The organism is Vibrio toranzoniae, from assembly GCF_024347655.1.
Lineage (GTDB): Bacteria > Pseudomonadota > Gammaproteobacteria > Enterobacterales > Vibrionaceae > Vibrio > Vibrio toranzoniae.
This window is the reverse complement of sequence record NZ_AP025514.1, coordinates 481,249-504,847: the sequence shown is the minus strand read 5'-3', so window position 1 is coordinate 504,847 and position 23,599 is coordinate 481,249. Positions and strand designations below refer to the sequence as shown.

General features: G+C 45.0%; 18 protein-coding genes. 4 read left to right on the top strand and 14 right to left on the bottom strand.

Translation table 11 applies throughout. The features are described from left to right. Positions 1–8 precede the first annotated feature (8 nt). The 4 genes from OCU50_RS02260 to OCU50_RS02245 all read left to right on the top strand — a co-directional run bounded on the left by OCU50_RS02260 (position 9) and on the right by OCU50_RS02245 (position 3,548). A complete protein-coding gene (locus OCU50_RS02260; RefSeq protein WP_060467174.1) occupies positions 9–962 on the top strand; it encodes a cobalamin biosynthesis family protein in 954 nt (317 codons plus the stop codon). A 1-nt stretch (position 963) separates the two neighbouring features. After that, positions 964–1,833: a vitamin B12 ABC transporter substrate-binding protein BtuF gene (gene btuF / locus OCU50_RS02255; protein WP_060467173.1), complete on the top strand. Its 870-nt coding sequence runs from the start codon at positions 964–966 to the stop codon at positions 1,831–1,833. Positions 1,834–1,910: 77 nt separating this feature from the next. Further along, entirely contained in the window at positions 1,911–2,528 is a 618-nt protein-coding gene (locus OCU50_RS02250) for a TRIC cation channel family protein (RefSeq protein ID WP_060467172.1), read from the top strand. Positions 2,529–2,702: 174 nt separating this feature from the next. Continuing rightward, a complete protein-coding gene (locus OCU50_RS02245; protein ID WP_060467171.1) occupies positions 2,703–3,548 on the top strand; it encodes a LysR family transcriptional regulator in 846 nt (281 codons plus the stop codon). Here the strand turns inward: OCU50_RS02245 and OCU50_RS02240 are convergent. The 14 genes from OCU50_RS02240 to murD all read right to left on the bottom strand — a co-directional run bounded on the left by OCU50_RS02240 (position 3,499) and on the right by murD (position 23,584). Further along, positions 3,499–4,278, bottom strand: a complete 780-nt coding sequence (locus OCU50_RS02240; RefSeq protein ID WP_017056058.1) for a TSUP family transporter — start codon at positions 4,276–4,278, stop codon at positions 3,499–3,501. The two genes, OCU50_RS02245 and OCU50_RS02240, sit on opposite strands and share 50 nt — an antisense overlap. Positions 4,279–4,473: 195 nt before the next feature. After that, the gene (gene carB / locus OCU50_RS02235) at positions 4,474–7,704 is read right to left on the bottom strand and encodes a carbamoyl-phosphate synthase large subunit (protein WP_060467170.1); all 3,231 of its coding nucleotides are present in this window, start codon (positions 7,702–7,704) and stop codon (positions 4,474–4,476) included. 16 nt (positions 7,705–7,720) lie between these two features. Beyond that, positions 7,721–8,875 (bottom strand): glutamine-hydrolyzing carbamoyl-phosphate synthase small subunit, encoded by a 1,155-nt coding sequence (gene carA, locus OCU50_RS02230; RefSeq protein ID WP_060467169.1) that lies wholly within the window; start codon positions 8,873–8,875, stop codon positions 7,721–7,723. A 504-nt stretch (positions 8,876–9,379) separates the two neighbouring features. Then, positions 9,380–10,204: a 4-hydroxy-tetrahydrodipicolinate reductase gene (gene dapB / locus OCU50_RS02225; protein ID WP_017056055.1), complete on the bottom strand. Its 825-nt coding sequence runs from the start codon at positions 10,202–10,204 to the stop codon at positions 9,380–9,382. Positions 10,205–10,295: 91 nt separating this feature from the next. After that, positions 10,296–10,694, bottom strand: a complete 399-nt coding sequence (mutT, locus tag OCU50_RS02220) for an 8-oxo-dGTP diphosphatase MutT (protein WP_017056054.1) — start codon at positions 10,692–10,694, stop codon at positions 10,296–10,298. 182 nt (positions 10,695–10,876) lie between these two features. Next, positions 10,877–13,603 carry a preprotein translocase subunit SecA gene (gene secA, locus OCU50_RS02215; RefSeq protein WP_060467168.1) on the bottom strand — a complete coding sequence of 909 codons (2,727 nt, stop codon included), beginning with the start codon at positions 13,601–13,603 and terminating at the stop codon, positions 10,877–10,879. 388 nt (positions 13,604–13,991) lie between these two features. Further along, on the bottom strand, positions 13,992–14,909 hold the full coding sequence (lpxC, locus tag OCU50_RS02210) for a UDP-3-O-acyl-N-acetylglucosamine deacetylase (RefSeq protein ID WP_017056052.1): 918 nt from the start codon (positions 14,907–14,909) through the stop codon (positions 13,992–13,994). Between the two features lie 95 nt (positions 14,910–15,004). Further along, positions 15,005–16,237 carry a cell division protein FtsZ gene (ftsZ, locus tag OCU50_RS02205; RefSeq protein ID WP_046223883.1) on the bottom strand — a complete coding sequence of 411 codons (1,233 nt, stop codon included), beginning with the start codon at positions 16,235–16,237 and terminating at the stop codon, positions 15,005–15,007. Positions 16,238–16,268: 31 nt separating this feature from the next. Then, entirely contained in the window at positions 16,269–17,537 is a 1,269-nt protein-coding gene (gene ftsA, locus OCU50_RS02200; protein ID WP_017056050.1) for a cell division protein FtsA, read from the bottom strand. Beyond that, positions 17,530–18,309 (bottom strand): cell division protein FtsQ/DivIB, encoded by a 780-nt coding sequence (locus OCU50_RS02195; RefSeq protein WP_060467233.1) that lies wholly within the window; start codon positions 18,307–18,309, stop codon positions 17,530–17,532. The genes ftsA and OCU50_RS02195 overlap by 8 nt, the downstream gene beginning before the upstream one ends. A gap of 191 nt (positions 18,310–18,500) precedes the next feature. After that, positions 18,501–19,961, bottom strand: coding sequence for a UDP-N-acetylmuramate--L-alanine ligase (gene murC, locus OCU50_RS02190; RefSeq protein ID WP_060467167.1), 1,461 nt, complete (start codon positions 19,959–19,961; stop codon positions 18,501–18,503). Between the two features lie 13 nt (positions 19,962–19,974). Beyond that, on the bottom strand, positions 19,975–21,036 hold the full coding sequence (gene murG / locus OCU50_RS02185; protein ID WP_060467166.1) for an undecaprenyldiphospho-muramoylpentapeptide beta-N-acetylglucosaminyltransferase: 1,062 nt from the start codon (positions 21,034–21,036) through the stop codon (positions 19,975–19,977). A 12-nt stretch (positions 21,037–21,048) separates the two neighbouring features. After that, a complete protein-coding gene (gene ftsW / locus OCU50_RS02180; protein ID WP_060467165.1) occupies positions 21,049–22,245 on the bottom strand; it encodes a cell division protein FtsW in 1,197 nt (398 codons plus the stop codon). A 22-nt stretch (positions 22,246–22,267) separates the two neighbouring features. Further along, positions 22,268–23,584, bottom strand: a complete 1,317-nt coding sequence (gene murD, locus OCU50_RS02175; protein ID WP_060467164.1) for a UDP-N-acetylmuramoyl-L-alanine--D-glutamate ligase — start codon at positions 23,582–23,584, stop codon at positions 22,268–22,270. Positions 23,585–23,599: the final 15 nt, after the last annotated feature.

Here is a 23,599-nt window from a genome sequence, read left to right as displayed (position 1 = left end):
GACTAGACATGCAAACACTGTTTGATCAGGTATTTGCAAATGGCGTGCTCCTTGTAATGTGGGGGGCACTGCTTTTTCATTTAATTTTACCTATCCCCCATTCCGCACACCCCACGACCTTATGGCATAAATTTGCAGAGCTTTTAGCAACTAAGGTTAATACCAATCAAAATTTTTCCCAAAGCTTAATTTCAGGCACGTTAGCTTGGGGATTAATGGTCCTGCCAACTCTGGTTATTCTATTGGCACTGCAGCCACTGGTTTGGCAATCTCAACTGTTTGAACTAGCGCTGTTATTGCTCGCGATTGATTGGCGTAATAATGAAAAGCTGGCGAATCAACTGATCAAAGCCCTTGGCCGAGAAGATAAAGCTGCCGCTCGCCAGTTACTGGCTCCAATTGTCAATCGTCAGACCGAGTCACTTTCATCACTTGGCCTAGGCAAAGCCGCCACAGAAACCATCATCATGGGTTACGCTCGTAACGTAATTTGTGTGTTGTTCTGGTACGCCATTGGTGGTGGAATCGCCGCTCTCATGTATCGCCTTACCGTCGAGTTAGCGCGGGCTTGGTCACCAAGTCGTCAGCAATTTTCCCCATTCGGCTCAACAGCGATTAAGGTAGTCGCTATCCTCGAATTCATACCGATGCGTCTGTTTGCTTTGATGATCGTATGTGGTGATAAAGCCAAGCACACATTTAAAATGATGCTAGTCCAAAGTCGCTCTTGGCCACTGCCCGGCCCTGCATGGTTAATTACCGCTGTCGGCAACAAGCTTGAGCTGTCATTGGGTGGCCCTGCGATTTACGACCACACCAAAGCCATTCGCGCCAAATTAGGCGGTAGAATCGCCCCATCAGCTCTGCATCTATCTCAGGTTCAGAAACTGCTATTTGGTCGCATCACTATCTGGATACTTTTACAAAGCCTAGCCTTATTATTTATTCACCAAGGGATTTAGAGTGAAATCTTCAGCACTTGTTACAAGCCTTACTATTTTGTCTTCCAGCTTATGGCTGCCTTTAGCATTTGCAAAAGAAGCATCACTGACTCCAGAAAAAGTACAACCAGCTCAACGCGTGATAAGCCTTGCTCCTCACGCCACTGAGCTCGCGTACAGTGCAGGTTTAGGTAATAAGCTTGTTGCAGTAAGTGAGCGAAGTGATTACCCACCACAAGCAGACAAGCTTGAGAAAGTGGCGAACTACCAAGGTATTAAGGTTGAGAAAATCATCGCACTGCAGCCAGATCTGATTCTTGCGTGGCCTGCTGGCAACCCGCCGAGAGAACTCGCAAAGCTAGAGCAGTTTGGATTTAATATTTACTACTCTAAAACCAAAAGCCTAGACAGCATTGCGACCAATATCGAGCAACTCAGCCAATACTCTACTGATCCGAGTATTGGAGAGAACAATGCTAAGCAATACCGAGAGCAGCTCAACGCGTTGAGACTAAAATATAAAGATGCCGAGCCAGTAAGCTACTTTTATCAGCTTAGTGAAAAGCCGATCATCACCGTAGCTCAAGGGCACTGGCCAAGTGAGGTGTTTGAGTTTTGTGGTGGCCACAATATTTTTGAAGACAGCGCCTCCCCTTATCCGCAAGTTGGTATTGAACAAGTTGTACTAAAGAAACCTGAGGTGATCTTCACCTCTCAGCACGCAATAGAGAATGGAACCATGTGGCAAACTTGGGAAGAGGAGATCCCAGCTGTCGCTCAAGATCAGATTTGGTCACTCAATTCTGACTGGATCAATCGCCCGACAACCAGAACTTCAAAAGCAATTCAACAAGTGTGCGATTTCTTCGATAGAGCTAGGCAAAATCGCTAACTATTTGCTGCATTTTTTCGTACAATTCGCCACCAACGTCAGTTCCTATAACTTCAACCAATAAGAGCACCAGTAACATGGATTCCATGCTGCTTTATATTATCGATTTATTCGGCACCGCCATCTTTGCTATTTCAGGTGTGTTTGTCGCAGGCCGCCTTAAAATGGACCCCTTTGGTGTTGCCGTTTTAGGCAGTGTGACCGCGATTGGTGGCGGTACCATTAGAGACATGGCATTGGGCGCGACTCCCGTATTTTGGATCACTGATACCACCTACCTTTGGGTCATCATCACTACCTGCTTGCTGACCATGATTATTGTAAGACGTCCAAAACGTCTGGCTTGGTGGATACTACCGGTATGTGATGCGATCGGCTTAGCGGTGTTTGTTGGCATTGGTGTAGAAAAAGCACTGATTTATCAAGACTCTGCATTGGTGGCTATTATCATGGGTGTTATCACAGGTTGTGGGGGCGGTATTATTCGTGACGTACTTGCACGTGAAGTTCCGATGATCCTAAGAAGTGAAGTCTACGCAACGGCTTGTATCATTGGCGGTGCTTTTCATACCATGGCGATCAGTATGGGCCACGATTCAGAAACCGCCTTTTTAGCTGGTGTGTTCACAACACTATTGATTAGACTTGGCGCTATTCGCTGGCACTTATCATTGCCGACTTTTGCAATCAAATAGGCTATCGTTACCCAATAGAAAAGAGCTCCGCTAGGAGCTTTTTTTATTTCTGCCTCGCTAATCCTTATATAGTTATCTTATTTAAGCTAACCTCTCCAAGTCTCAAGACTAGAGAATGAGTGCCGTTTGAGGTAACTTGGTTTAATTATTCCCAACTTTCATGAATATAACCCTATGCTACTCGAAGGAATTGAAACTCTATTGGTTTTAAGTAAAGCAAAAACCATGAGTCGCACCGGCAGTTTGCTTTATATCAGCCAATCAGCGGTCAGCAAACGGATTGCTAACTTAGAGAAGAAGTTAGGCAAGAAACTCATAGAGCCGAGTGGCCGACAGATCAAACTGACGCCGGATGCGATTGCACTAGTCGAGAGTATCGGCCCTGCATTCAACGAGCTTCGTGGCCTTATTTATGAACAGCAAGAGTTGGAAGATACCACGCTCATCACTTTAGATAGCTCTAAGTCTCTGATAGCAGGCTATCTAGGTGAGATGATGGGGCAATTTATCAAACAAGATAAACACATCACCATCACCACTAATCATACTCCAAGAATCATAGAGCGAGTGCAGTCTGGCAAGGCGACCCTAGGGCTTTGCGCTGGCTTGTTACCTCCACATCATGGATTGATGACTTTCCACCTGTTTGATGAGCCGTTTTACATTGTGAGTAAGCAGCCGCTCACGGCACTTCCTCCATTGGTCATTACCAATGATATGACGAACCCAGCCAACTCTTATCAGTTATCTGTGCTTGCAAAATTCGATATCACGCCCTTAATGGAGATGGATGCCTACACCGCAGCGGCTCAACTTGCGTTAGGTGGAACGGGGCCAGCTTTAATCCCGCTCTCTATCGTAAAAACACTTAATATTGAGCCTCAATACCTGTATAGCTTCCCAGAATTAGCAGGCTTAATTCGACCAATTCATATCTGTGTAAGGCCAAATAGCTACCACTCTCCAAGGGTTAAAACAGTGATAGAATCGATTGTTGATGCTGTTCCCAAAGCAGTTTAGACGCCATTAGCATCGACATTACGATCACAAGAGGGCGAATCCACTTCTGCCCTTTTGTCACTACCACTTTAGCGCCGAGCTGAGCGCCCATGAAGCCGCCAACCGCCATCACTAATCCCAACTCCCAAATAGGCAAGCCCGCCAAAATAAAGAAGATCAATGCGGCAATGTTCGAGGTGAAATTAAGTACCTTGGTGCGAGCTGTAGCATCAACCAAAGAGAAATGCCCGATGACGACAAAGCAAACCGTAAAAATAGACCCCGTCCCTGGACCAAAGAACCCATCGTAGAAACCCACACCACCGCCAATACACAGCGCAAACATTGCCTCAGAGATCTTTTGCTTGCCTTTAGAAACCGTTGTTGGAGGTGCAAGCAGAAAATAGAGAGAGATAGCAATAAGCAACAGTGGGATAACACTCGTCAGTAAGCTTGCATCTATATATTGGACTAATTCAGCCCCAATAGCCGAACCAATAAAAGTGCAGATGATCGCAAAACGCATCTCTTTAATACTGACGATACCATTGCGCACGAAATACCAAGTCGCCGAGAAGCTGCCAAAAGAGCTTTGAAGTTTATTAGTAGCAAGAGCCTGTGTCGGTGGAACACCCGCCGCGAGTAATGCAGGTAAAGTTAATAAGCCACCGCCGCCAGCCATCGCATCAATAAAGCCAGCCACCGTTGCGACAACAAACAAAATAGCCAATATTTCTAGAGTGATTTCCATATACTCAGTGCCTTAAATTCTCGTGTAGCGACAAGTTACCACCGTGAGCAAACGATCAACAACGAAACACAAGATTCTAACCTATTCCAGATTTTCATCATTTAACTCATGCTAGATAACAGACATAAAAAAGCCCACTCCGAAGAGTGGGCTTTGAGCATTTATATCCGCTTAACAGCGATACACTTTAGGCGATTAAGCTTGAGAAGCTTTAACCTGTGCGTGCAGTTCTTGAACTGAAGTTACTGACGTCTTCGCGTCTGCAGTATGCGCCATACAAGTCGCGAATGCAGCGTTTAGCGTAGTCGTGTAGTTAACTTTCTCAGCAAGTGCGCCACGACGAAGTACTTTAGAATCTTCAATCGCTTGACGACCAGCAGCTGTGTTCACGATGTACGTGTACTCGTTGTTCTTGATACGGTCAAGAATATGAGGACGACCTTCGTGTACCTTGTTTACTAGACGTGGGTTGATACCCGCTTCGCCAAGGATAACCGCTGTACCGTGTGTTGCGTCTAGCTGGTAACCAAGCTTAGATAGCTTAGATGCTAGGTCAACAACACGCTCTTTGTCGCCTTCGCGAACAGAAAGAAGTGCACGGCCGCCTTCTGGGTAGATGTTGCCACAACCCAATTCAGCTTTAGAGTATGCTTCTGCGAACGTCGCACCAACACCCATAACTTCACCAGTAGAGCGCATTTCTGGGCCTAACAGTGGGTCAACACCAGGGAACTTGTTGAATGGAAGTACAACTTCTTTCACTGAGTAGTAAGGTGGGATGATTTCTTTCGTAAAGCCTTGAGACTCTAGCGATTGACCTGCCATTACACGAGCCGCAATCTTAGCGATTGGCGCGCCCGTTGCTTTAGATACAAATGGAACCGTACGTGCTGCACGAGGGTTAACCTCGATTAGGTACACTTCATTGTTCTTAACTGCAAACTGCGTGTTCATCAGACCACGAACACCCAATTCGAACGCTAGCTTTTCAACTTGCTCGCGCATTACGTCTTGGATTTCTTGGCTTAACGTGTAGGCAGGAAGAGAACATGCTGAGTCACCTGAGTGAACGCCCGCTTGCTCGATGTGCTCCATGATACCGCCGATAACAACGCGCTCACCGTCACAAATCGCATCGACGTCTACTTCAACAGCGTCGTCTAGGAAGCTATCCAGTAGTACTGGAGACTCGTTTGATACGCTTACTGCTTCGTTAAAGTAGCGACGTAAATCTTGCTCGTCGTATACGATTTCCATCGCACGACCACCAAGTACGTAAGAAGGACGTACAACTAATGGGAAGCCGATTTCGCGAGATTTCTCAACCGCTTGCTCCATTGTTGTTACTGTCGCGTTTTCTGGTTGAAGCAGGCCTAGACGGTCTACAGCAACTTGGAAACGCTCACGGTCTTCTGCACGGTCGATTGCGTCAGGGCTAGTACCGATGATAGGCACACCTGCCGCTTCAAGAGCACGAGCCAGTTTAAGTGGCGTTTGACCACCGTACTGAACGATAACGCCTTTTGGCTTCTCAACGCGAGCGATAGCTAGTACGTCTTCCAGGGTGACTGGTTCGAAGTACAGACGGTCAGAGGTATCGTAGTCTGTAGAAACGGTCTCAGGGTTACAGTTAACCATGATAGTTTCGTAGCCATCTTCACGTAGTGCTAGTGAGGCGTGTACACAACAGTAGTCAAATTCAATACCTTGGCCGATACGGTTTGGACCGCCGCCTAGAATCATGATCTTGTCTTTGTCTGTTGGGTTCGCTTCACACTCCTCATCGAAAGATGAGTACATGTAAGCCGTATCTGAAGAGAACTCAGCCGCACACGTATCTACACGCTTGTAAACTGGGTGAATATCGTATTGGTCACGCATACGACGGATTTCGCTTTCTGCGACTCCTAGAATCTTAGATAGGCGCGCATCTGCAAAACCTTTACGTTTAAGCTTGATTAGCTCGTCTTTATTTAGACCAGCAAAACCTTTCGCTTTCAGTTCTTGCTCAAGATTTACGATATCTTCAATTTGAACTAGGAACCAACGGTCGATTTGCGTTAGGTTGAATACACCATCTACCGACATACCAGCACGGAATGCGTCAGCGATGTACCAAATACGCTCTGCGCCAGCTTCTTTAAGTTCATGACGGATAGTCGTTAGCGCATCTGGTGCGTCTAGGTCTACCATTTCGTCAAAACCAGTCGCGCCAACTTCTAGGCCGCGAAGTGCTTTGTGTAGAGATTCTTGTTGGTTACGGCCGATAGCCATCACTTCACCAACCGACTTCATTTGCGTCGTTAGACGGTCGTTAGCGCCTGCAAATTTCTCGAAGTTAAAACGAGGAATCTTAGTGACTACGTAGTCGATTGTTGGTTCGAATGATGCTGGCGTTGCACCACCAGTGATGTCATTCATTAGCTCGTCTAGCGTGAAGCCAACAGCCAGTTTCGCGGCAATCTTAGCGATTGGGAAACCCGTTGCTTTAGATGCTAGCGCAGAAGAGCGAGATACACGTGGGTTCATCTCGATGATAACCATACGGCCATCTTTCGGGTTGATACCAAACTGTACGTTTGAACCACCTGTTTCAACACCAATCTCACGCAGTACAGCTAGAGATGCGTTACGCATTAGTTGGTATTCTTTGTCGGTCAGCGTTTGAGCTGGAGCCACAGTGATTGAATCACCTGTGTGAATACCCATTGGGTCGAAGTTTTCAATCGCACATACGATGATGCAGTTGTCGTTTTTGTCACGAACCACTTCCATCTCGTACTCTTTCCAACCGATAAGTGATTCATCGATAAGAAGTTCGTTAGTTGGAGATAAATCCAAACCACGACGACAGATTTCTTCAAATTCTTCTTTGTTGTAAGCGATACCGCCACCAGTACCACCCATCGTGAACGATGGACGAATGATACAAGGGAAGCCAACCATGTCTAAAACTTTGTAAGCTTCTTCCATCGATTTCGCTGTATCAGCAGTTGGACACTCAAGGCCAATTGCTTTCATTGCTTTATCGAAGCGTGAACGGTCTTCTGCTTTATCAATAGCGTCAGCCGTTGCACCAATCATTTCAACACCGAACTCTTCAAGAACGCCATGCCTTTCTAGGTCTAGAGCACAGTTCAATGCCGTTTGGCCACCCATAGTAGGTAGAACGGCATCAGGCTTCTCTTTAGCGATGATGTTACGCACCACTTCCCATTGAATAGGTTCGATGTAAGTTGCATCTGCCATCTCTGGGTCAGTCATGATTGTCGCTGGGTTCGAGTTTACAAGAATAACTCGGTAACCTTCTTCGCGAAGCGCTTTACAAGCTTGAGCACCAGAGTAATCGAACTCACATGCTTGGCCGATAACGATCGGGCCAGCACCTAGAATAAGAATACTTTTAATGTCAGTACGTTTTGGCATTGTCTACTACTCCGGATTAAGCTGTGTGCTGTTTAATTAATTCAATGAAGTGGTCAAATAACGGCGCTGCGTCTTCTGGACCTGGACTTGCTTCAGGGTGACCCTGGAAGCTAAACGCGGGTTTGTCTGTACGGTGAATACCTTGTAGAGAACCATCAAACAGTGATTTGTGCGTTGCACGTAATGTCTCTGGAAGGGTTTCTTCGTCAGCTGCAAAGCCGTGGTTTTGCGAAGTAATCATCACAACATCACGATCTAAATCTTTAACTGGGTGGTTTGCACCGTGGTGACCAAACTTCATCTTCACAGTCTTAGCACCTGACGCTAGAGCAAGAATTTGGTGACCTAGACAGATGCCGAAGATCGGTAAATCTTTTTCTAGGAACACTTTTGTCGCTTCAATTGCGTAAGTACATGGTTCTGGGTCACCAGGGCCATTTGAAAGGAACACACCGTCTGGGTTCAGTGCTAGTACTTCTTCAGCAGAAGTTTCAGCAGGAACAACCGTTAGGCGGCAGCCGCGGTCAACAAGCATTCGTAGGATGTTTCGTTTTGCGCCGAAGTCATAAGCAACAACGTGGTATGGCAATTCAGAGTCTGCTTTCGCTTCAGGAAGTCCACCCGTAAGCGTCCACGAACCTTGTTTCCATTGATACGCTTCTTTTGTTGTAACTTCTTTCGCAAGATCCATACCTTTTAGGCCAGGGAATTCTTTTGCTTTAGCTAGAGCCAAAGCTTCGTCTAGGTTCCCATCGTTTACTGAAGAGCCTGCTACGATACAACCGTTTTGAGCACCTTTTTCACGAAGAATACGCGTCAGCTTACGAGTATCGATATCAGCGATACCCACAACGTTTTGCGACTTAAGGTAATCAGAAAGGGATTGTTCATTACGGAAGTTAGAAGCGATAAGAGGGAGATCGCGAATCACAAGGCCTTGAGCGTGGATTGAAGAAGATTCTTCATCTTCGGAATTGGTTCCGGTATTGCCAATGTGAGGGTAAGTAAGGGTAACGATTTGTTGAGAATAGGAAGGATCAGTGAGGATTTCTTGGTACCCCGTCATCGAGGTATTAAAAACGACTTCACCAACTGCAGAACCTACAGCGCCAATGGCTTCACCGTGAAATACTGTCCCATCTTCTAGGACGAGTAGTGCTGACTTCTTCAAGACAACCTCCAGAAATAAAAATGCATTTAAATTGACTTAATTTGCAAATATACCTTCCTGCAACACCAGAAACTGCGTGTTTATGGAAATTAGACAAATTGGCGGTATTTTAGTGATGCACGTGATACGTGTCAACATTTAACGCAAAAGAAATTAAACATTTATATAGGCTAATTCAACTTTTGCCACCAAAGCTTCAAAAGTTCAACTTTAATGCTCGTTTAGTTCGAATATTAAGATTTTCTAATCTTTACCCTTCATTTTCACCAATCATATAGTGATAAAAATATCACCGACAAAAAGCAATCGATAAACATAAAGAGAAAACCCTATAATTTAGACACCTAAAATAGAAAACAAACAATACCAGACAAAAATTACAGTTAAGTCATAGAAAAACGACGATAATAAGAAAGTAGAGAGAAACTTGTAAAAGGAGGAATAGCGGAGGGAAAGGTACCAAACAAAGAAAGCGCCGGCAATTGCCAGCGCATAAATATCTATTTATAGGTCATTCAATCCAAGGACATCTGTCATGGTATAAAAGCCTGCTGACTTACCATTTAACCAAACCGCGGCCTTGATTGCGCCATTAGCAAAGGTCATTCGATCTGTGGCTTTATGAGTAATTTCAACTCTCTCCCCGATATCAGCAAACATAGCGGTGTGCTCACCAATGATGTCACCGGCACGAATCGTCGCAAAACCAATCTCATCTTTAGTACGCTCGCCAGTAATACCTTCGCGTGACCATACGGCGACATCATTTAACTCGTTGCCCATCGCACCCGCGATCGCTTCGCCCATACCAATAGCAGTACCAGAAGGCGCATCAACTTTATGACGGTGGTGAGCCTCAACGATCTCAACATCACAGTAATCACCCATGACTTTAGCGGCCTTTTCTAGCAGCTTAAATACCAGGTTCACACCCACACTATAGTTAGGTGCCATTACGATAGCGATCTCTTTTGAAGCCGCATCAATCACTCGCTTCTCTTCTTCAGAGAAACCTGTTGTCCCTATGATCAGCTTCTTACCATGACGTTTACAAAGTTCAATATTCGCTAATGTGCTAACAGGCGCAGTAAAGTCGACGATAACATCAAATTCTTCAATCGCTTTCGAGAGGTCATCGACTAGAGCCACATCAAAACGACCTTCACCGCATAACTCGCCGATATCAACGCCGACCAAAGATGATTCTGGTCGCTCTGAGCCAGCACCAACACTTGCTTCTGAATTATGATGAGCGGCTTTCACCAAGTTGCGACCCATACGGCCCGCTGCTCCTGCAATTGCAATTCTTACCACTGCGAATATCTCCATTGTTTTGGTTACCGTTACCGCTTACCTCTGCAGCAACGTTCATTCGGTTAATATCTTTAAACTAACAACAATCTCAAACTCAGGCTAGCAATTACGAAAACTCTTTTATCACTCGCTCTAAAATTGGCACATTTGCCTCTGGGAAGGCGTATTGATTCAATGATTCTAGGCTTACCCATTCACCTTGTTGACCTTCTTTGCCATAAGGTTGCTCTTCAAAATCGGTCACAAGGATGAAATCGAACTTAAGCGATTTATCGGTGTAATCAAATTCAAGGTGTTCAAACAGAGACTGTTCAGTTACCTTGATGCCAATCTCTTCATCAAGTTCACGCGTCATGGCTTGTTCAATGGTTTCGTCCGCTTCAACCTTACCGCCTGGAAATTCCCAGAAGCCGCCTTTGTGCTTATCATCAGGTCGTTTAGTGATAAATACCTGCGACTTATCTTGGTTAAAGACAATGCCTGCAACAATATGGATTCTTTTCATTAAGCTTTCCTCAAAATTAGCTTAAAAAAAGAGCCGCCTAAGCGACTCTTTATATTTTCATTGTCAGTTTTTCTGAAGCTAAGCTGTAGTGCTTGAGAGCAAGGCGGTGGCACGGAGCTTACGGTAGTAAGTGAGTACCACCAACGCAGCTATTAAGCGCTACGGCGACGATTCATAGAAACTTAGTTAATCTGACCGTGACACTGCTTGTACTTTTTACCACTTCCACATGGACATGGCTCGTTACGACCCACTTTACGTTCATCACGTACTACCGTTTGTGGGGATACTGGTTCAGCTTCATCGTCACCTAGCTGATTTTCAGCGGTTGCATGTTGTGCTTGTGTACGACGCGCCGCTTCTTCAGCTTGAGCTTGACGTTGAGCTTCCATCTTTTCGACTTCTTCTTGTTGCTGAACGCGAACTTTAGAAAGGATAGTAACAACGTCGGTTTTTAGTACATCTAGTAGGCCTTCAAACAGTTCAAACGACTCGCGCTTGTACTCTTGCTTCGGGTTCTTTTGAGCATAACCACGTAAGTGGATGCCTTGACGAAGGTGATCCATCGCAGCCAAGTGCTCTTTCCAAAGACCGTCTAGCGTTTGTAGCATCACAGACTTCTCGAAGTTACGCAGTACTTGAGCACCAACCACTTCTTCTTTCTGTTTGTAGGAATCAACCGCCATACCAAGAATACGTTCACGCAATGCTTCTTCATAAAGCTTATCGTCTTCGTCTAGCCAACCTTGAATATCAAAGTCTAGATCGAAGTCATTCTTCAGACGATCTTGTAGACCAGCGATATCCCACATGTCTTCAAGAGATTGAGGAGGAATATACTCATCGATAACCGAAGTAAACACGTCTTCACGGTTGTGTTCGATCATTTCGCTGATGTCGTCAGAACTCATCAGTTCATCACGAAGCTCATAAACCACTTTACGTTGGTCATTGGCTACATCATCGTACTCAAGAAGCTGCTTACGAATATCGAAGTTACGACCTTCTACTTTACGTTGAGCTTTTTCAATTGAGCGAGAAAGCATCTTAGATTCGATCGCTTCGCCTTCATCCATACCACTTTGGATAAGGCCAGCCATACGATCTGATGTAAAGATACGTAGCAGAGAGTCTTCCATTGATAGATAGAAGCGAGAAGAACCGGCATCACCTTGACGACCAGAACGACCACGTAGCTGGTTATCGATACGTCGAGATTCATGACGCTCAGTACCAATGATGTGCAGACCACCAGACTCAAGTACTTTATCGTGGATGACTCTCCAGTCAGCTTTGATCTTGTCGATCTGCTCTTGAGTTGGGTTATCCAGCTTCTCAATTTGTGCCTGCCAGCTGCCACCTAACACGATATCGGTACCACGACCGGCCATGTTAGTTGCGATAGTTACCGCGCTTGGCGTACCTGCTTGTGCAACGATCTCGGCTTCCATTTCGTGGAACTTAGCGTTTAGAACGTTGTGCTTAATTTTTGCTTTTTTCAGTGCGTTAGACAGTAGCTCAGATTTCTCGATAGAAACTGTACCAACCAGTGATGGCTGACCAGCCGCTACACGATCTTTAATGTCTTCGATGATCGCATTAAACTTGTCTTCTTCAGTACGATAAACCACGTCAGGCATATCGTTACGAACCATAGGTTTGTTGGTTGGTATAACCACCGTTTCGAGGCCGTAGATAGACTGGAATTCGAAAGCTTCAGTATCGGCTGTACCTGTCATACCAGACAGTTTTTCGTACAGTCGGAAGAAGTTCTGGAAGGTAATCGATGCTAGTGTTTGGTTTTCATTCTGAATTTTCACACCTTCTTTAGCTTCAACCGCTTGGTGTAAACCTTCAGACCAACGACGACCTGGCATTGTACGACCAGTATGTTCATCAACGATAACCACTTCGCCTTCATCAGTAACGATGTAGTCTACGTTCTTCTCAAACAATACATGCGCACGAAGAGCCGCGTTTACGTGGTGAAGCAGGCTGATATTGGTTGGAGAGTAAAGTGTATCCCCCTCTTCCATTAGCTCATTTTTCACCATTAACTCTTCAACAAACTCTTGACCATTTTCAGTCAGGTGAACCTGCTTCGATTTTTCGTCCATGGTGTAGTGACCTTCACCACGGTACTCTTCTGAATCTTCTTTATCTTGGCGCTCAAGGCTAGGAATCAGAGTGTTAATGCGCGTGTAAAGTTCTGAACTATCTTCAGCTGGGCCAGAGATGATTAGCGGAGTTCGAGCTTCATCAATTAAGATGGAGTCAACCTCATCGACAACAGCGAAGAAACGTTCACGTTGAACACGATCTTCAGCACGGAAAGCCATGTTGTCACGTAGGTAGTCAAAGCCAAACTCGTTGTTTGTTCCGTATAGAATATCAGCTTGGTAGGCTTCTTTTTTCTCTGGTGGAGCCATGTTTGGCACATTGACACCAACCGTCATACCAAGGAATTCAAATAATGGACGGTTTGTTTCCGCATCACGCTTCGCTAGGTAGTCGTTCACCGTTACTACGTGAACACCTTTACTTGGAAGGGCGTTTAGATAAGCAGGTAGGGTTGCAGTAAGGGTTTTACCTTCACCAGTTCGCATCTCTGCAATTTGGCCGGCATTTAGAACCATGCCACCAATCAATTGCACGTCAAAATGACGCATACCGTAAACACGCTTAGACGCTTCACGTACCGTAGCGAAAGCTTCAGGTAGAAGTTGATCTAACGATTCACCTTTATCTAAGCGCTCACGAAACTCAACCGTTTTTGCTTTTAGCTCTTCATCAGAAAGGGCTTCAAACGTTGGTTCGTAGTTATTAATTTCTTTTACAATTTTTCTAAGGCGGCGCAGTGTTCTGTCATTGCGACTGCCAATTACCTTTGTCAGCAGCTTAGTAATCATGTGCTTGGAATCTCTTCGTTCTCAGATCGTCCGCGATCTATTTTAAATGCCGTCAGTCTCTACTAGCTATGAACTAGTCTTCAGTTACTAACCAAGGATACTGAGATAAATCTAGTATCTTTGATATTGTACTTGAGAGTAGAGTTTTCAAGGCTTGAGTTAAAATTAATGCCCTTTAGTGTAAGTAATTTTCACACTAACGACCATTTAGAACACCATTTGTTTGATGTGCTTGGAACTTTTCTTTCTAATTGCTGATGGATTAAGCAAACTACGACCCATTGTCCAACAATTTCCGTAGGTTAACGACACTGTATCTATTTTCTAGATACAAAAAAACCAGGTCAATGACCTGGTTTTCGAAATCTTATATTATTGTAAACAATAATTACGCTAGAACCATTCCTGGTTCAGCAAATGCAACAGGAGAGCCAGCTTCTTCTTCAAATGTTGCCCACTCCCAAGCTTCTGCGTCAGCAAGTACTGCACGTAATAGTTGGTTGTTTAGGCCATGACCTGATTTGTATGCTCGGAACTCACCAATAATAGCGTGTCCACACATGTAAAGGTCACCAATCGCATCCAACACTTTATGTGTTACAAACTCATTCTCAAAACGAAGGCCTTCTTCATTAAGAATTCGGTATTCGTCAAGTACGATAGCATTATCGAAGCTGCCGCCAAGTACTAGGTTTTGAGATTGTAGATATTCTATGTCACGCATAAAGCCGAACGTACGAGCACGAGAAATTTCTTTCACAAAACCTTGTGAAGAGAAATCAAATAATAAACGTTGCTCGTCAGACTCAATAGCAGGATGGTTAAAGTCGATCTCAAAGTCCATGCGGAAACCGTTAAATGGAACAAATTCTGCCCACTTATCACCATCTTCAAAACGAACAGGCTTTTTGATTCGAATAAAACGCTTCGCTGTATTCAGTGTTTCTACACCCGCTTGCTGTAGCAAGTATACGAATGGGCTTGCGCTACCATCCATAATTGGAATCTCTGGTGCATCCACTTCAACAATAATGTTGTCGATGCCCATACCCGCTAGAGCGGCGTTAAGGTGCTCCACTGTAGAAATACGTACGCCTTCATCATTAACAAGAGCAGTACATAACATAGTGTCACGAACTGATGCTGGATCAGCTGGGAAATCTACAGGTGGATTTACATCAGTACGACGGTAAACAATGCCTGTATTTGCAGCTGCCGGGCGAAGAGTAAGTGTGACTTTACGACCAGAGTGGAGACCCACACCAGTTGTTTTCACAATTTCTTTCAGAGTACGTTGTCTGATCATCTGCTTGCCTCTTATCAGTGCTACAAATCACGGCCAGTATTTACCGACCGCGGATTTTACCATTAATTCGACTATAGTCAAATTTTGGGTGTTTGCTAGTCAGCCTGACGTCGTAAAAATGCTGGTATATCTAAATACCCACTTTCTTTCTCAGCTTTAGGTGCAGCATTTTGGCTAGCGCCTGAACCTGAAGAAGCCGGTGACGACGTTGTTGGCTGTTGCTTAACTTGAGATTTTACCTCAGTTTTTTCTTGCAATGGCTGTGCCACTTTCTCTTCCACTTTTGCTGCTGTTTGAGCCGCTACCTGTGGTTGAGGGGTTGACGCAACTTTAGTATTACCACCAGCAACTAAAGTAATGTCTGGTTTTCTCTCAGTGCCGATACCAGTTGCTACAACAGTTACACGGATTTCATCCGTCATATCAGGGTCTAGAGAAGTACCTATCACTACTGTTGCATTATCAGATGCGAATGCCTTAACTGTATTACCCACAGTTTCGAACTCATCTAGACGCATATCTAGGCCTGCTGTGATGTTCACAAGAACGCCACGCGCACCAGCTAGATCGATATCTTCTAGTAATGGGCTAGAAATTGCCGTTTCAGCGGCCTCTTCAGCACGGTCATCACCTTTTGCGATACCGCTACCCATCATTGCATGACCCATTTCCGACATTACGGTGCGAACATCCGCGAAATCGACGTTAATCATACCAGGGCGAGTAATTAGCTCAGCAATACCTTGTACCGCGTTTTTAAGTACATCATTTGCACTTGCGAAAGCTTCTAGCAGTGTTACGCCGCGGCCAAGTACTTTAAGTAGCTTTTCATTTGGAATCGTAATTAAAGAATCCACATGCTTAGAAAGCTCTTCAATACCTTGCTCAGCAAACGCTAAACGCTTTTTGCCTTCAAAGCTAAACGGTTTAGTTACAACAGCAACCGTTAGTACACCAAGCTCTTTCGCAACTTCAGCAATAACTGGAGCAGCACCTGTACCTGTACCACCGCCCATACCAGCTGCGATAAATACCATATCGGCGCCAGTTAGAACTTCTTTAATTCTTTCTCTATCTTCGAGAGCTGCATCACGGCCTACTTGTGGGTTTGCACCAGCGCCCAAACCTTTAGTGATATCACCACCAATTTGGATCACGCTGCTCACGCTTGTTTTACGAAGTGCTTGTGCATCAGTGTTAACACTGATGAATTCTACGCCTTCGATTGATTCACGTACCATGTGCTCAACAGCGTTACCGCCACCGCCACCAACTCCAACGACTTTAATTACTGCATCGTCAGACATTTCCATCATCGGTTCAAACATGTGTTATCTCCGTTTTTTCCTGCAACTCAGGTTAAAACTCTTTTTGTATCCAATTACGCAATTTGCCAAATAAACCAGACATTGAAGGTGCAGAACGCTTAGGTTCGCTGTAATCACCTTCATCACTGATCTGACAATCTCTTGCGTAATGAAGTAAACCAACCGCCGTAGAATGATACGGCTCTTTAACATAGTCAGTTAAGCCACTAACTTCTAATGGCTTACCAACTCGAACTTGATTGCGGAAAACACGTTCCGCACACTCTACCAACCCGTCAATTTGTGCTGCTCCACCAGTGAGAACGACGCCAGCTGCAAGGTGGTGTTTAATACCTTCATCTCGTAGCTGCAATTGAACCGTATCAATAGTTTGGTTAACAAGCCCCATAAGTTCAGTGTAACGTGGTTCAATCACTTCCGACAAAGTTTGTCTTTGCAAACTTCTCGATGGACGACCACCAACACTTGGGACGTTAACAGAATCATCCTTGCTTACGAGTTCACTCAGAGCGCAACCGTGGTTTACTTTTATCTCTTCAGCATCGCTTACTGGCGTGCCGAAAGCGAAGGCAATATCACTGGTTACTGCATTTCCTGCGTAGGAAAAGACTTCTGTGTGTCGCAGTGCGCCGCCAGTCCAAATGGAAATATCCATCGTACCAGCACCGATATCAACCACACACACTCCAAGCTCTCTCTCGTCTTCAGTAATTACCGCATTACTTGAGGCAAGTCCTGAAAACACGATGTGCTCTACAGTGAGACCACATCGTTCGACAGCTTTAATAATATTTCTTGCCATATCGCTATGACAAGAAATTAGGTGAACACTGACTTCCATTCGAACACCAGACAAACCAAGAGGGTTCTTAATTCCTTCTTGATAATCAATGGTAAATTCTTGTGGAATTACGTGCAGAATTCTCTGTTCATCACCTATTTTAATTGATTTCGCGGTATGGATCGCTCGATCCATATCGTCTTGAGACACCTCTTCATCAGAGATAGTGCCCATGCCTTTTTCAATTCGGCTTGCGATGTGCTTGCCCGATAGCGAGATAAATACATTGCTGATTTGGCATTCAGCCATCAACTCTGCTTGATCAATAGCTCGCTGAACCGACTTCACTACCGACTCTAGGTCGTTTACACCACCTTTATCCATACCTCTGGATGGGCTTTGCCCTGAACCAATGATATTGATTTGACCATCAGGCAGTATTTCACCAACCAGAGCTGATATGGTCGCAGTGCCTATATCAAGACCAACGATTATGTTGTCATCTGCGGTCTTAGTCATCTGTGCTCTCTTCTAACTCTTGCTCTGGAAACCAGCCTACAGCGGCTCCCGTATCATACCTGAGGTCAATGTAGCTCACTTGATTCGCTTTACTTCCTAATTCGTTATAAAGCGAAATGAAGCGTTCAACACGCTCATCTAAAGAATCTTTACCTAGCTCTAAACGGATACCGTTATCTAGGATTATTTGCCAAGCACGACGCTCATTGAGAACGAGCGAGGTAACCGTCAACCCTAAACTATTAATCAAAGGGGTTATCTGTCGCCACTTTTCTATTACTACTTGGCTGGTGCCGTCAGGGCCATAAAGCTTAACTCTATCGCCCTTCAAAAGGCCGATATCACCATTAAATACCTGACCATTTTCATTCAGCAGCATGTTGCCATTCCAGATTGCTGCCGCTTGATATTCAGTCAAAAATACTTTTATTGTGTCTGGCCACTGTTTACGAATAGAGACAACTGATACCCAAGGCAACGCTTCCAAACTTTCTTGCAATACACCGATATCTTGTGACATGAATGTACCGATATGCTCAATCTCGCTAAATGCATGTTGAACATCACCAGCGGTTACGTAAGTTAAGTCGCCTTGAAGTACTATTTTGGAGAGAGGCAATCGTTGATCGTCCCACATCCAAGTCAGTGTGGTATAGAAAAGAAACCCAATGAATAGCAATACCATGACAAAAAAAGACCCTTCTAGGGCATGTTTCTTGAGCGATGGTAAACTGAATAGGTGGCGGTTTTCGCTAAAAGTACTTTCTACCAAAGCCCGCATTCCCTGTAGTTGGTTCGCAATTCTATTCCCTATCTTCATAATAGAGGTAAAAGTACTTACTTTAACCTATGAATTATACTGAGCAAAATCAAACTATCAAACGTTGATAAGAAGATTTTTGGTCAATTTTAGGTCAATCGCAAGAAGTGAGCGATCAACCACAGTCTGTAAACAGTATTTTGTTACGCGTTCAACATCTTATTTATATCTAATTGTAACGATTCAAGCTGCTTGGCTACACGACCAACATCACCTGCACCCTGCGTCAAAACAAGGTCTCCACCTTGAATTACGTTCGCTAAAACCGATGGCAGAGTATTGATATCAGCCACGAAAATTGGGTCAATCTTACCACGCCCGCGAATAGTTCGGCTCAATGAACGCCCGTCAGCACCAGCAATAGGTTTCTCACCTGCTGAATAAACATCTAATAAGATTAAGACATCAACTTGATCAAGAACATTTGCAAAGTCATCGTACAGATCTCGCGTTCGGCTGTAACGATGAGGTTGAAAAATCATCACAAGACGTTTATCAGTCCAACCACTGCGAGCCGCTTGAATGGTTACATTCACTTCAGTCGGGTGATGGCCATAATCATCGACCAACATTGCCACGCCGTTCCCTGTTTCGTATTCACCAAGGTGATCAAAACGACGACCAGTACCTTCCGTTCCCGCCATCGCTTTTAGGATCGCCTCATCACTGATGTCATCTTCAGTAGCAACCGCAATCGCGGCAGATGCATTCAGTGCGTTGTGGCGCCCTGGAATGTTTAGCGTGATATCTAGGTTAGCCTTACCTTCACGTACCACTGTGAACTTACCTTGCTGACCTTCTTGTACGTAGTTTTCAATACGAATATCGGCGTCTTCTGAGAAACCGTAAGTAATGATTTGACGGCTAACCTGAGGAATAAGCTCACGTACTACAGGATCATCAATACACATCACCGCCTGACCATAGAATGGTAAGTTATGTAAGAAATCAATAAAGGTCTGCTTTAGCGTTTCAAAATCACCGCCGTAGGTGTCCATGTGATCAGCTTCAATATTCGTTACAATACTGACCATTGGTTGCAGGTGTAAAAACGATGCGTCACTTTCATCAGCTTCAGCGATAAGAATACGGCTTGAGCCTAAACGAGCATTAGTACCCGCACTTTTCACCAAGCCACCGTTGACGAAAGTTGGATCTAAACCCGCTTCCGAGTAAATCTGTGTCACTAGCGCTGTGGTCGTTGTTTTACCGTGCGTACCTGCCACAGCAATACCATGACGAAAACGCATCAGCTCAGCCAGCATTTCTGCACGACGAACAATCGGTGTGCGCGCTTCACGAGCGGCAATAATTTCTGGGTTCTCTTCGTTGATAGCGGTTGAAACCACCACCACACTAGCATCAGCAACATTACTTGCTTGGTGACCGATATAAATAGTCGCGCCCTTGCTAATCAAACGCTCAGTCACTAGATTTTGAGCAATATCAGACCCGGTAATTTGGTAGCCTTCATTCAGCAAGACTTCAGCTATCCCGCTCATTCCGGCGCCACCAATGCCAATGAAGTGGATAGATTTAACACGGCGCATCTCTGGCACCATTGCACGGATTTGCGCTAAGTCTTGGGTATGTTCAATCGTCATCAATTCAATCTCATTATTTTGCTAAAGCTTTAATCGCTTCAGCGACGGTCACATCGGCATCAAGCTTAGCTGCTTGACGAGCTTTTGTAGCCATCATTTTTAATTCATTTCTATCAAGCTGAGCGATAGTGCTCGCTAGCTTATCAGCCGTCAACTGAGGCTGCTCAATCATTAACGCGGCGCCACATTCAACTAGGTGATCGGCATTCAGAGCTTGCTGCCTGTCCTTGTGCATAAACGGAACAAAGATAGAACCCACACCCGCTGCTGACACTTCCGAGACGGTTAATGCGCCTGAGCGACACACTAGTAGATCGGCCCACTCATAAGCTTGCGCCACATCATCAATAAATTCTGTCACTTGAACATTATTTACAGAATGTGATTTGTATTGATCCATGACCTGTTGTTGATTATTTTTTCCGGCTTGGTGCATCACAGTAAAACCAGAACCCAACTGAGCCAAGGTCATTGGCAGAGTATCGTTAAGTATTTTAGCCCCTTGGCTACCGCCCATCACCAAGATGCGAATATCGCCATCACGCTCTGCCATGCGTTGCTCTGGTTCAGGAAGACTCACAACATCTTCACGTACTGGGTTACCCACGACTTCTGCTGTAGAGAAAGCGCCAGGGAAAGCTTGGAAGACCTTTTTCGCTATTTTAGAAAGCCATTGGTTGGTTAAACCTGCCACCGCATTTTGTTCATGCAAAACCACCGGAATACCAGACAACCAAGCTGCAATACCGCCAGGCCCACTGACGTATCCGCCCATGCCAAGCACTACATCTGGTTGCCACGCTTTGATGTGCTGTCTTGCTTGAAGTATGGCATTAATAATCTGAAATGGTGCTTTAATTAATTTGCTAATGCCTTGACCACGAAGGCCTTTAACTTTGATGAAGTCTATCTCAATACCATGCTTTGGCACTAAGTCAGCCTCCATTCTGTCCGCCGTACCTAGCCATCGAATTTCCCAACCTTGTTGCTGAAGCTTTTTCGCCACCGCCAACCCAGGAAAAACGTGACCGCCAGTACCACCAGCCATCACTAAGAGTTTTTTATTTTGTTTCATCACGTTAGATTCTTACTCTATTGATTCGTTTTGATTATCTGTTTGTTCTTTTTCTTGCCATCGACATTCGTGATCGATACGTAACAACATGGAAACAGCAACTGACATCACAATGAGACTTGAACCACCATAGCTGATCAACGGCAATGTTAGACCTTTCGTTGGAACGATACCTGAAGCAGCGCCGACGTTAACAAGTGTCTGAAAAGCAAACCAAATGCCAATACCAAAGGCAAGATAGCCGTTGAATAATTGGTCGCTCTCGAAGGCTTTCTTCCCAATTAGGATCGCTTTAAAGACCAAACTAAAAATAAGAATCAGCACTAAAGTCACGCCAACAAAACCCAACTCTTCAGCCAATACAGCAAATACAAAATCGGTATGTGCTTCTGGAAGGTACTCTAACTTCTGAACTGAGTTGCCGAGACCTTGCCCCATCCAATCTCCACGGCCAAACGCCATGAGTGATTGAGTTAACTGGTAACCACTGCCAAACGGGTCATTCCAAGGCTCCCAGAATGAGGTCACACGTCGGACACGGTAAGGTTCAACCACAATCAAACCAACCACAGCGGCAATACCAGCAACCATCAGTGCGATGAACTGTGAGAGCTTAGCCCCCGCAATGAATAACATACCAAACAAGGTCACCAACATTACGACGACCGTCCCCAAATCGGGTTGACCCAGTAGCAACACAGCGAAGGCACCAAACACCATGATGGGCTTAGCAAAACCACCAAAGAAGGTTTTTCTCACCTCATCTTGTTTTCGAACCAAATAGCCAGCCATAAAGATAAACAGCGATAATTTAGCGACTTCGGCAGGTTGTAAGTTAAACAGCCCAAGTGGAATCCAACGCGATGCACCGTTAACCGATTTACCTACGACCAATACCACGATCAGTAGAAAGAATGATAAACCCAGTAGATACGTGCTGTATTGAAACCAGCGCTTCATCGGTATCTGTAGAATCACGCTGGACACGCCTAACGCCAAAACAAGGAAGATGGCGTGACGAAACATAAAGTGAAATGGCTGATCGGTTAAGCGAGCGCTGATAGGAAACGAAGCCGACGTTACCATCACCAACCCCGTTAACATCAATCCAAGAGCAATCCATACCAATTGACGATCGTAAAGTGCCTCTGGTGTGGCACGGTTCAGCCATTGCCAAATGAATTGGTTAATCTCTTTCACTCTTAGCACTAAATGTTAGTCCTTCAACACGTTAAGCATACTCATGAGCAAGTTCAGTGAACGCATCACCTCTCGCCATGAAATTATTAAACTGATCGAAGCTTGCACAAGCAGGAGACAGCATCACCATATCCCCCGGAGCGAGCTGTTTAAAAATGCTCTCGATAATATCGCGCATAGTTTCAAACGTCTTAGCCGATGGGTGCAGAGGCATAAACTGCATCGCATCTTCACCGAAGCAACATAGTTGAACACGCTCTAGTTCTGATAACACAGGTTTAAGCTCACTAAAATCGGCACCTTTCCCCACACCGCCTACCAAGAGATACAAAGTACCTTGACACTCTAAACCAGTAAGAGCCGCTAATGTGCTGGCCACATTGGTCGCTTTTGAGTCATTGACCCACTTGATCGCGCGTTTATCAGCCACCACTTGGCAACGATGAGTTAAGCCATTGTAAGCTTTCAGAGCTTCAAGGCTCTTTCTGTAATCAATACCTACTTGCTTCAATAGTGCTAAAGAGACTAACGCATTCGCCACATTATGACGTCCAACCAATGTTAAATCTTGGGTAGGAATTATCAGTTCATTGCTATCCACTAGCCATTCGATGCCACTACTCGTTGCAACACCAAACTCTTGGTTATCGAGACCAAATGTCACCAACGGCATCGTATGCTCTGGATAAGTCTCTTTGTCTTCGCGGTTTACAATCGCACACAGAGCATGATTAAAAATTCTTAACTTGGCATCACGATAATCGTCCATACCTTGGTAGCGATCCATATGATCTTCTGACAGGTTCAAAAACGCTGCCGCCACTAGGTTTAGGTTCGATGTTGTCTCTAATTGAAAGCTTGATAGCTCAAGGACATATAAATCGGCATCGAGCTCAAGAAGGTCTAAAGCTGGAATACCAATGTTGCCACCAACACCCACGTTAAGACCAGCAGCTTTAGCAAGCACACCAGTTAGATCGGTCACCGTACTCTTGCCATTTGAACCTGTAATTGCCACAACAGGTTTATTCACCGCCCAACCAAACAACTCGATGTCACCAACAACAGGCGTGCCCGCTTGAACAACATCTTGAATTTCTGGCGTCGCTAAGGCGATACCTGGGTTAGCAACGACCAAGTCAGCTTCCGCTAACCATTGGCTATTCCAACTTCCAGAATGCAGTTTCACCGATTCAGGTAATGATTCTCTGCCCGGCGGTCGCTCACGAGTATCAATCACCTTCACATGAGTATGAGACTGATATTTTACGAGATGTTTAACGACAGAGAGCCCGGTAATACCGAGCCCTACAACCACTACATTTTGAATATTCTGCCAACGTTCCATTTTAAACAAGACGCT

What these genes read in the sequence shown, in the direction of transcription:
- OCU50_RS02260 (WP_060467174.1), top strand. Translation starts at nt 9, where the DNA reads ATGCAAACACTGTTTGATCAGGTATTTGCAAATGGCGTGCTCCTTGTA.
- OCU50_RS02250 (WP_060467172.1), top strand. Translation starts at nt 1,911, where the DNA reads ATGGATTCCATGCTGCTTTATATTATCGATTTATTCGGCACCGCCATC.
- OCU50_RS02245 (WP_060467171.1), top strand. Translation starts at nt 2,703, where the DNA reads ATGCTACTCGAAGGAATTGAAACTCTATTGGTTTTAAGTAAAGCAAAA.
- OCU50_RS02240 (WP_017056058.1), bottom strand. Translation starts at nt 4,278, where the DNA reads ATGGAAATCACTCTAGAAATATTGGCTATTTTGTTTGTTGTCGCAACG.
- carB (WP_060467170.1), bottom strand. Translation starts at nt 7,704, where the DNA reads ATGCCAAAACGTACTGACATTAAAAGTATTCTTATTCTAGGTGCTGGC.
- dapB (WP_017056055.1), bottom strand. Translation starts at nt 10,204, where the DNA reads ATGGAGATATTCGCAGTGGTAAGAATTGCAATTGCAGGAGCAGCGGGC.
- mutT (WP_017056054.1), bottom strand. Translation starts at nt 10,694, where the DNA reads ATGAAAAGAATCCATATTGTTGCAGGCATTGTCTTTAACCAAGATAAG.
- secA (WP_060467168.1), bottom strand. Translation starts at nt 13,603, where the DNA reads ATGATTACTAAGCTGCTGACAAAGGTAATTGGCAGTCGCAATGACAGA.
- lpxC (WP_017056052.1), bottom strand. Translation starts at nt 14,909, where the DNA reads ATGATCAGACAACGTACTCTGAAAGAAATTGTGAAAACAACTGGTGTG.
- ftsZ (WP_046223883.1), bottom strand. Translation starts at nt 16,237, where the DNA reads ATGTTTGAACCGATGATGGAAATGTCTGACGATGCAGTAATTAAAGTC.
- ftsA (WP_017056050.1), bottom strand. Translation starts at nt 17,537, where the DNA reads ATGACTAAGACCGCAGATGACAACATAATCGTTGGTCTTGATATAGGC.
- murC (WP_060467167.1), bottom strand. Translation starts at nt 19,961, where the DNA reads ATGACGATTGAACATACCCAAGACTTAGCGCAAATCCGTGCAATGGTG.
- murG (WP_060467166.1), bottom strand. Translation starts at nt 21,036, where the DNA reads ATGAAACAAAATAAAAAACTCTTAGTGATGGCTGGTGGTACTGGCGGT.
- murD (WP_060467164.1), bottom strand. Translation starts at nt 23,584, where the DNA reads ATGGAACGTTGGCAGAATATTCAAAATGTAGTGGTTGTAGGGCTCGGT.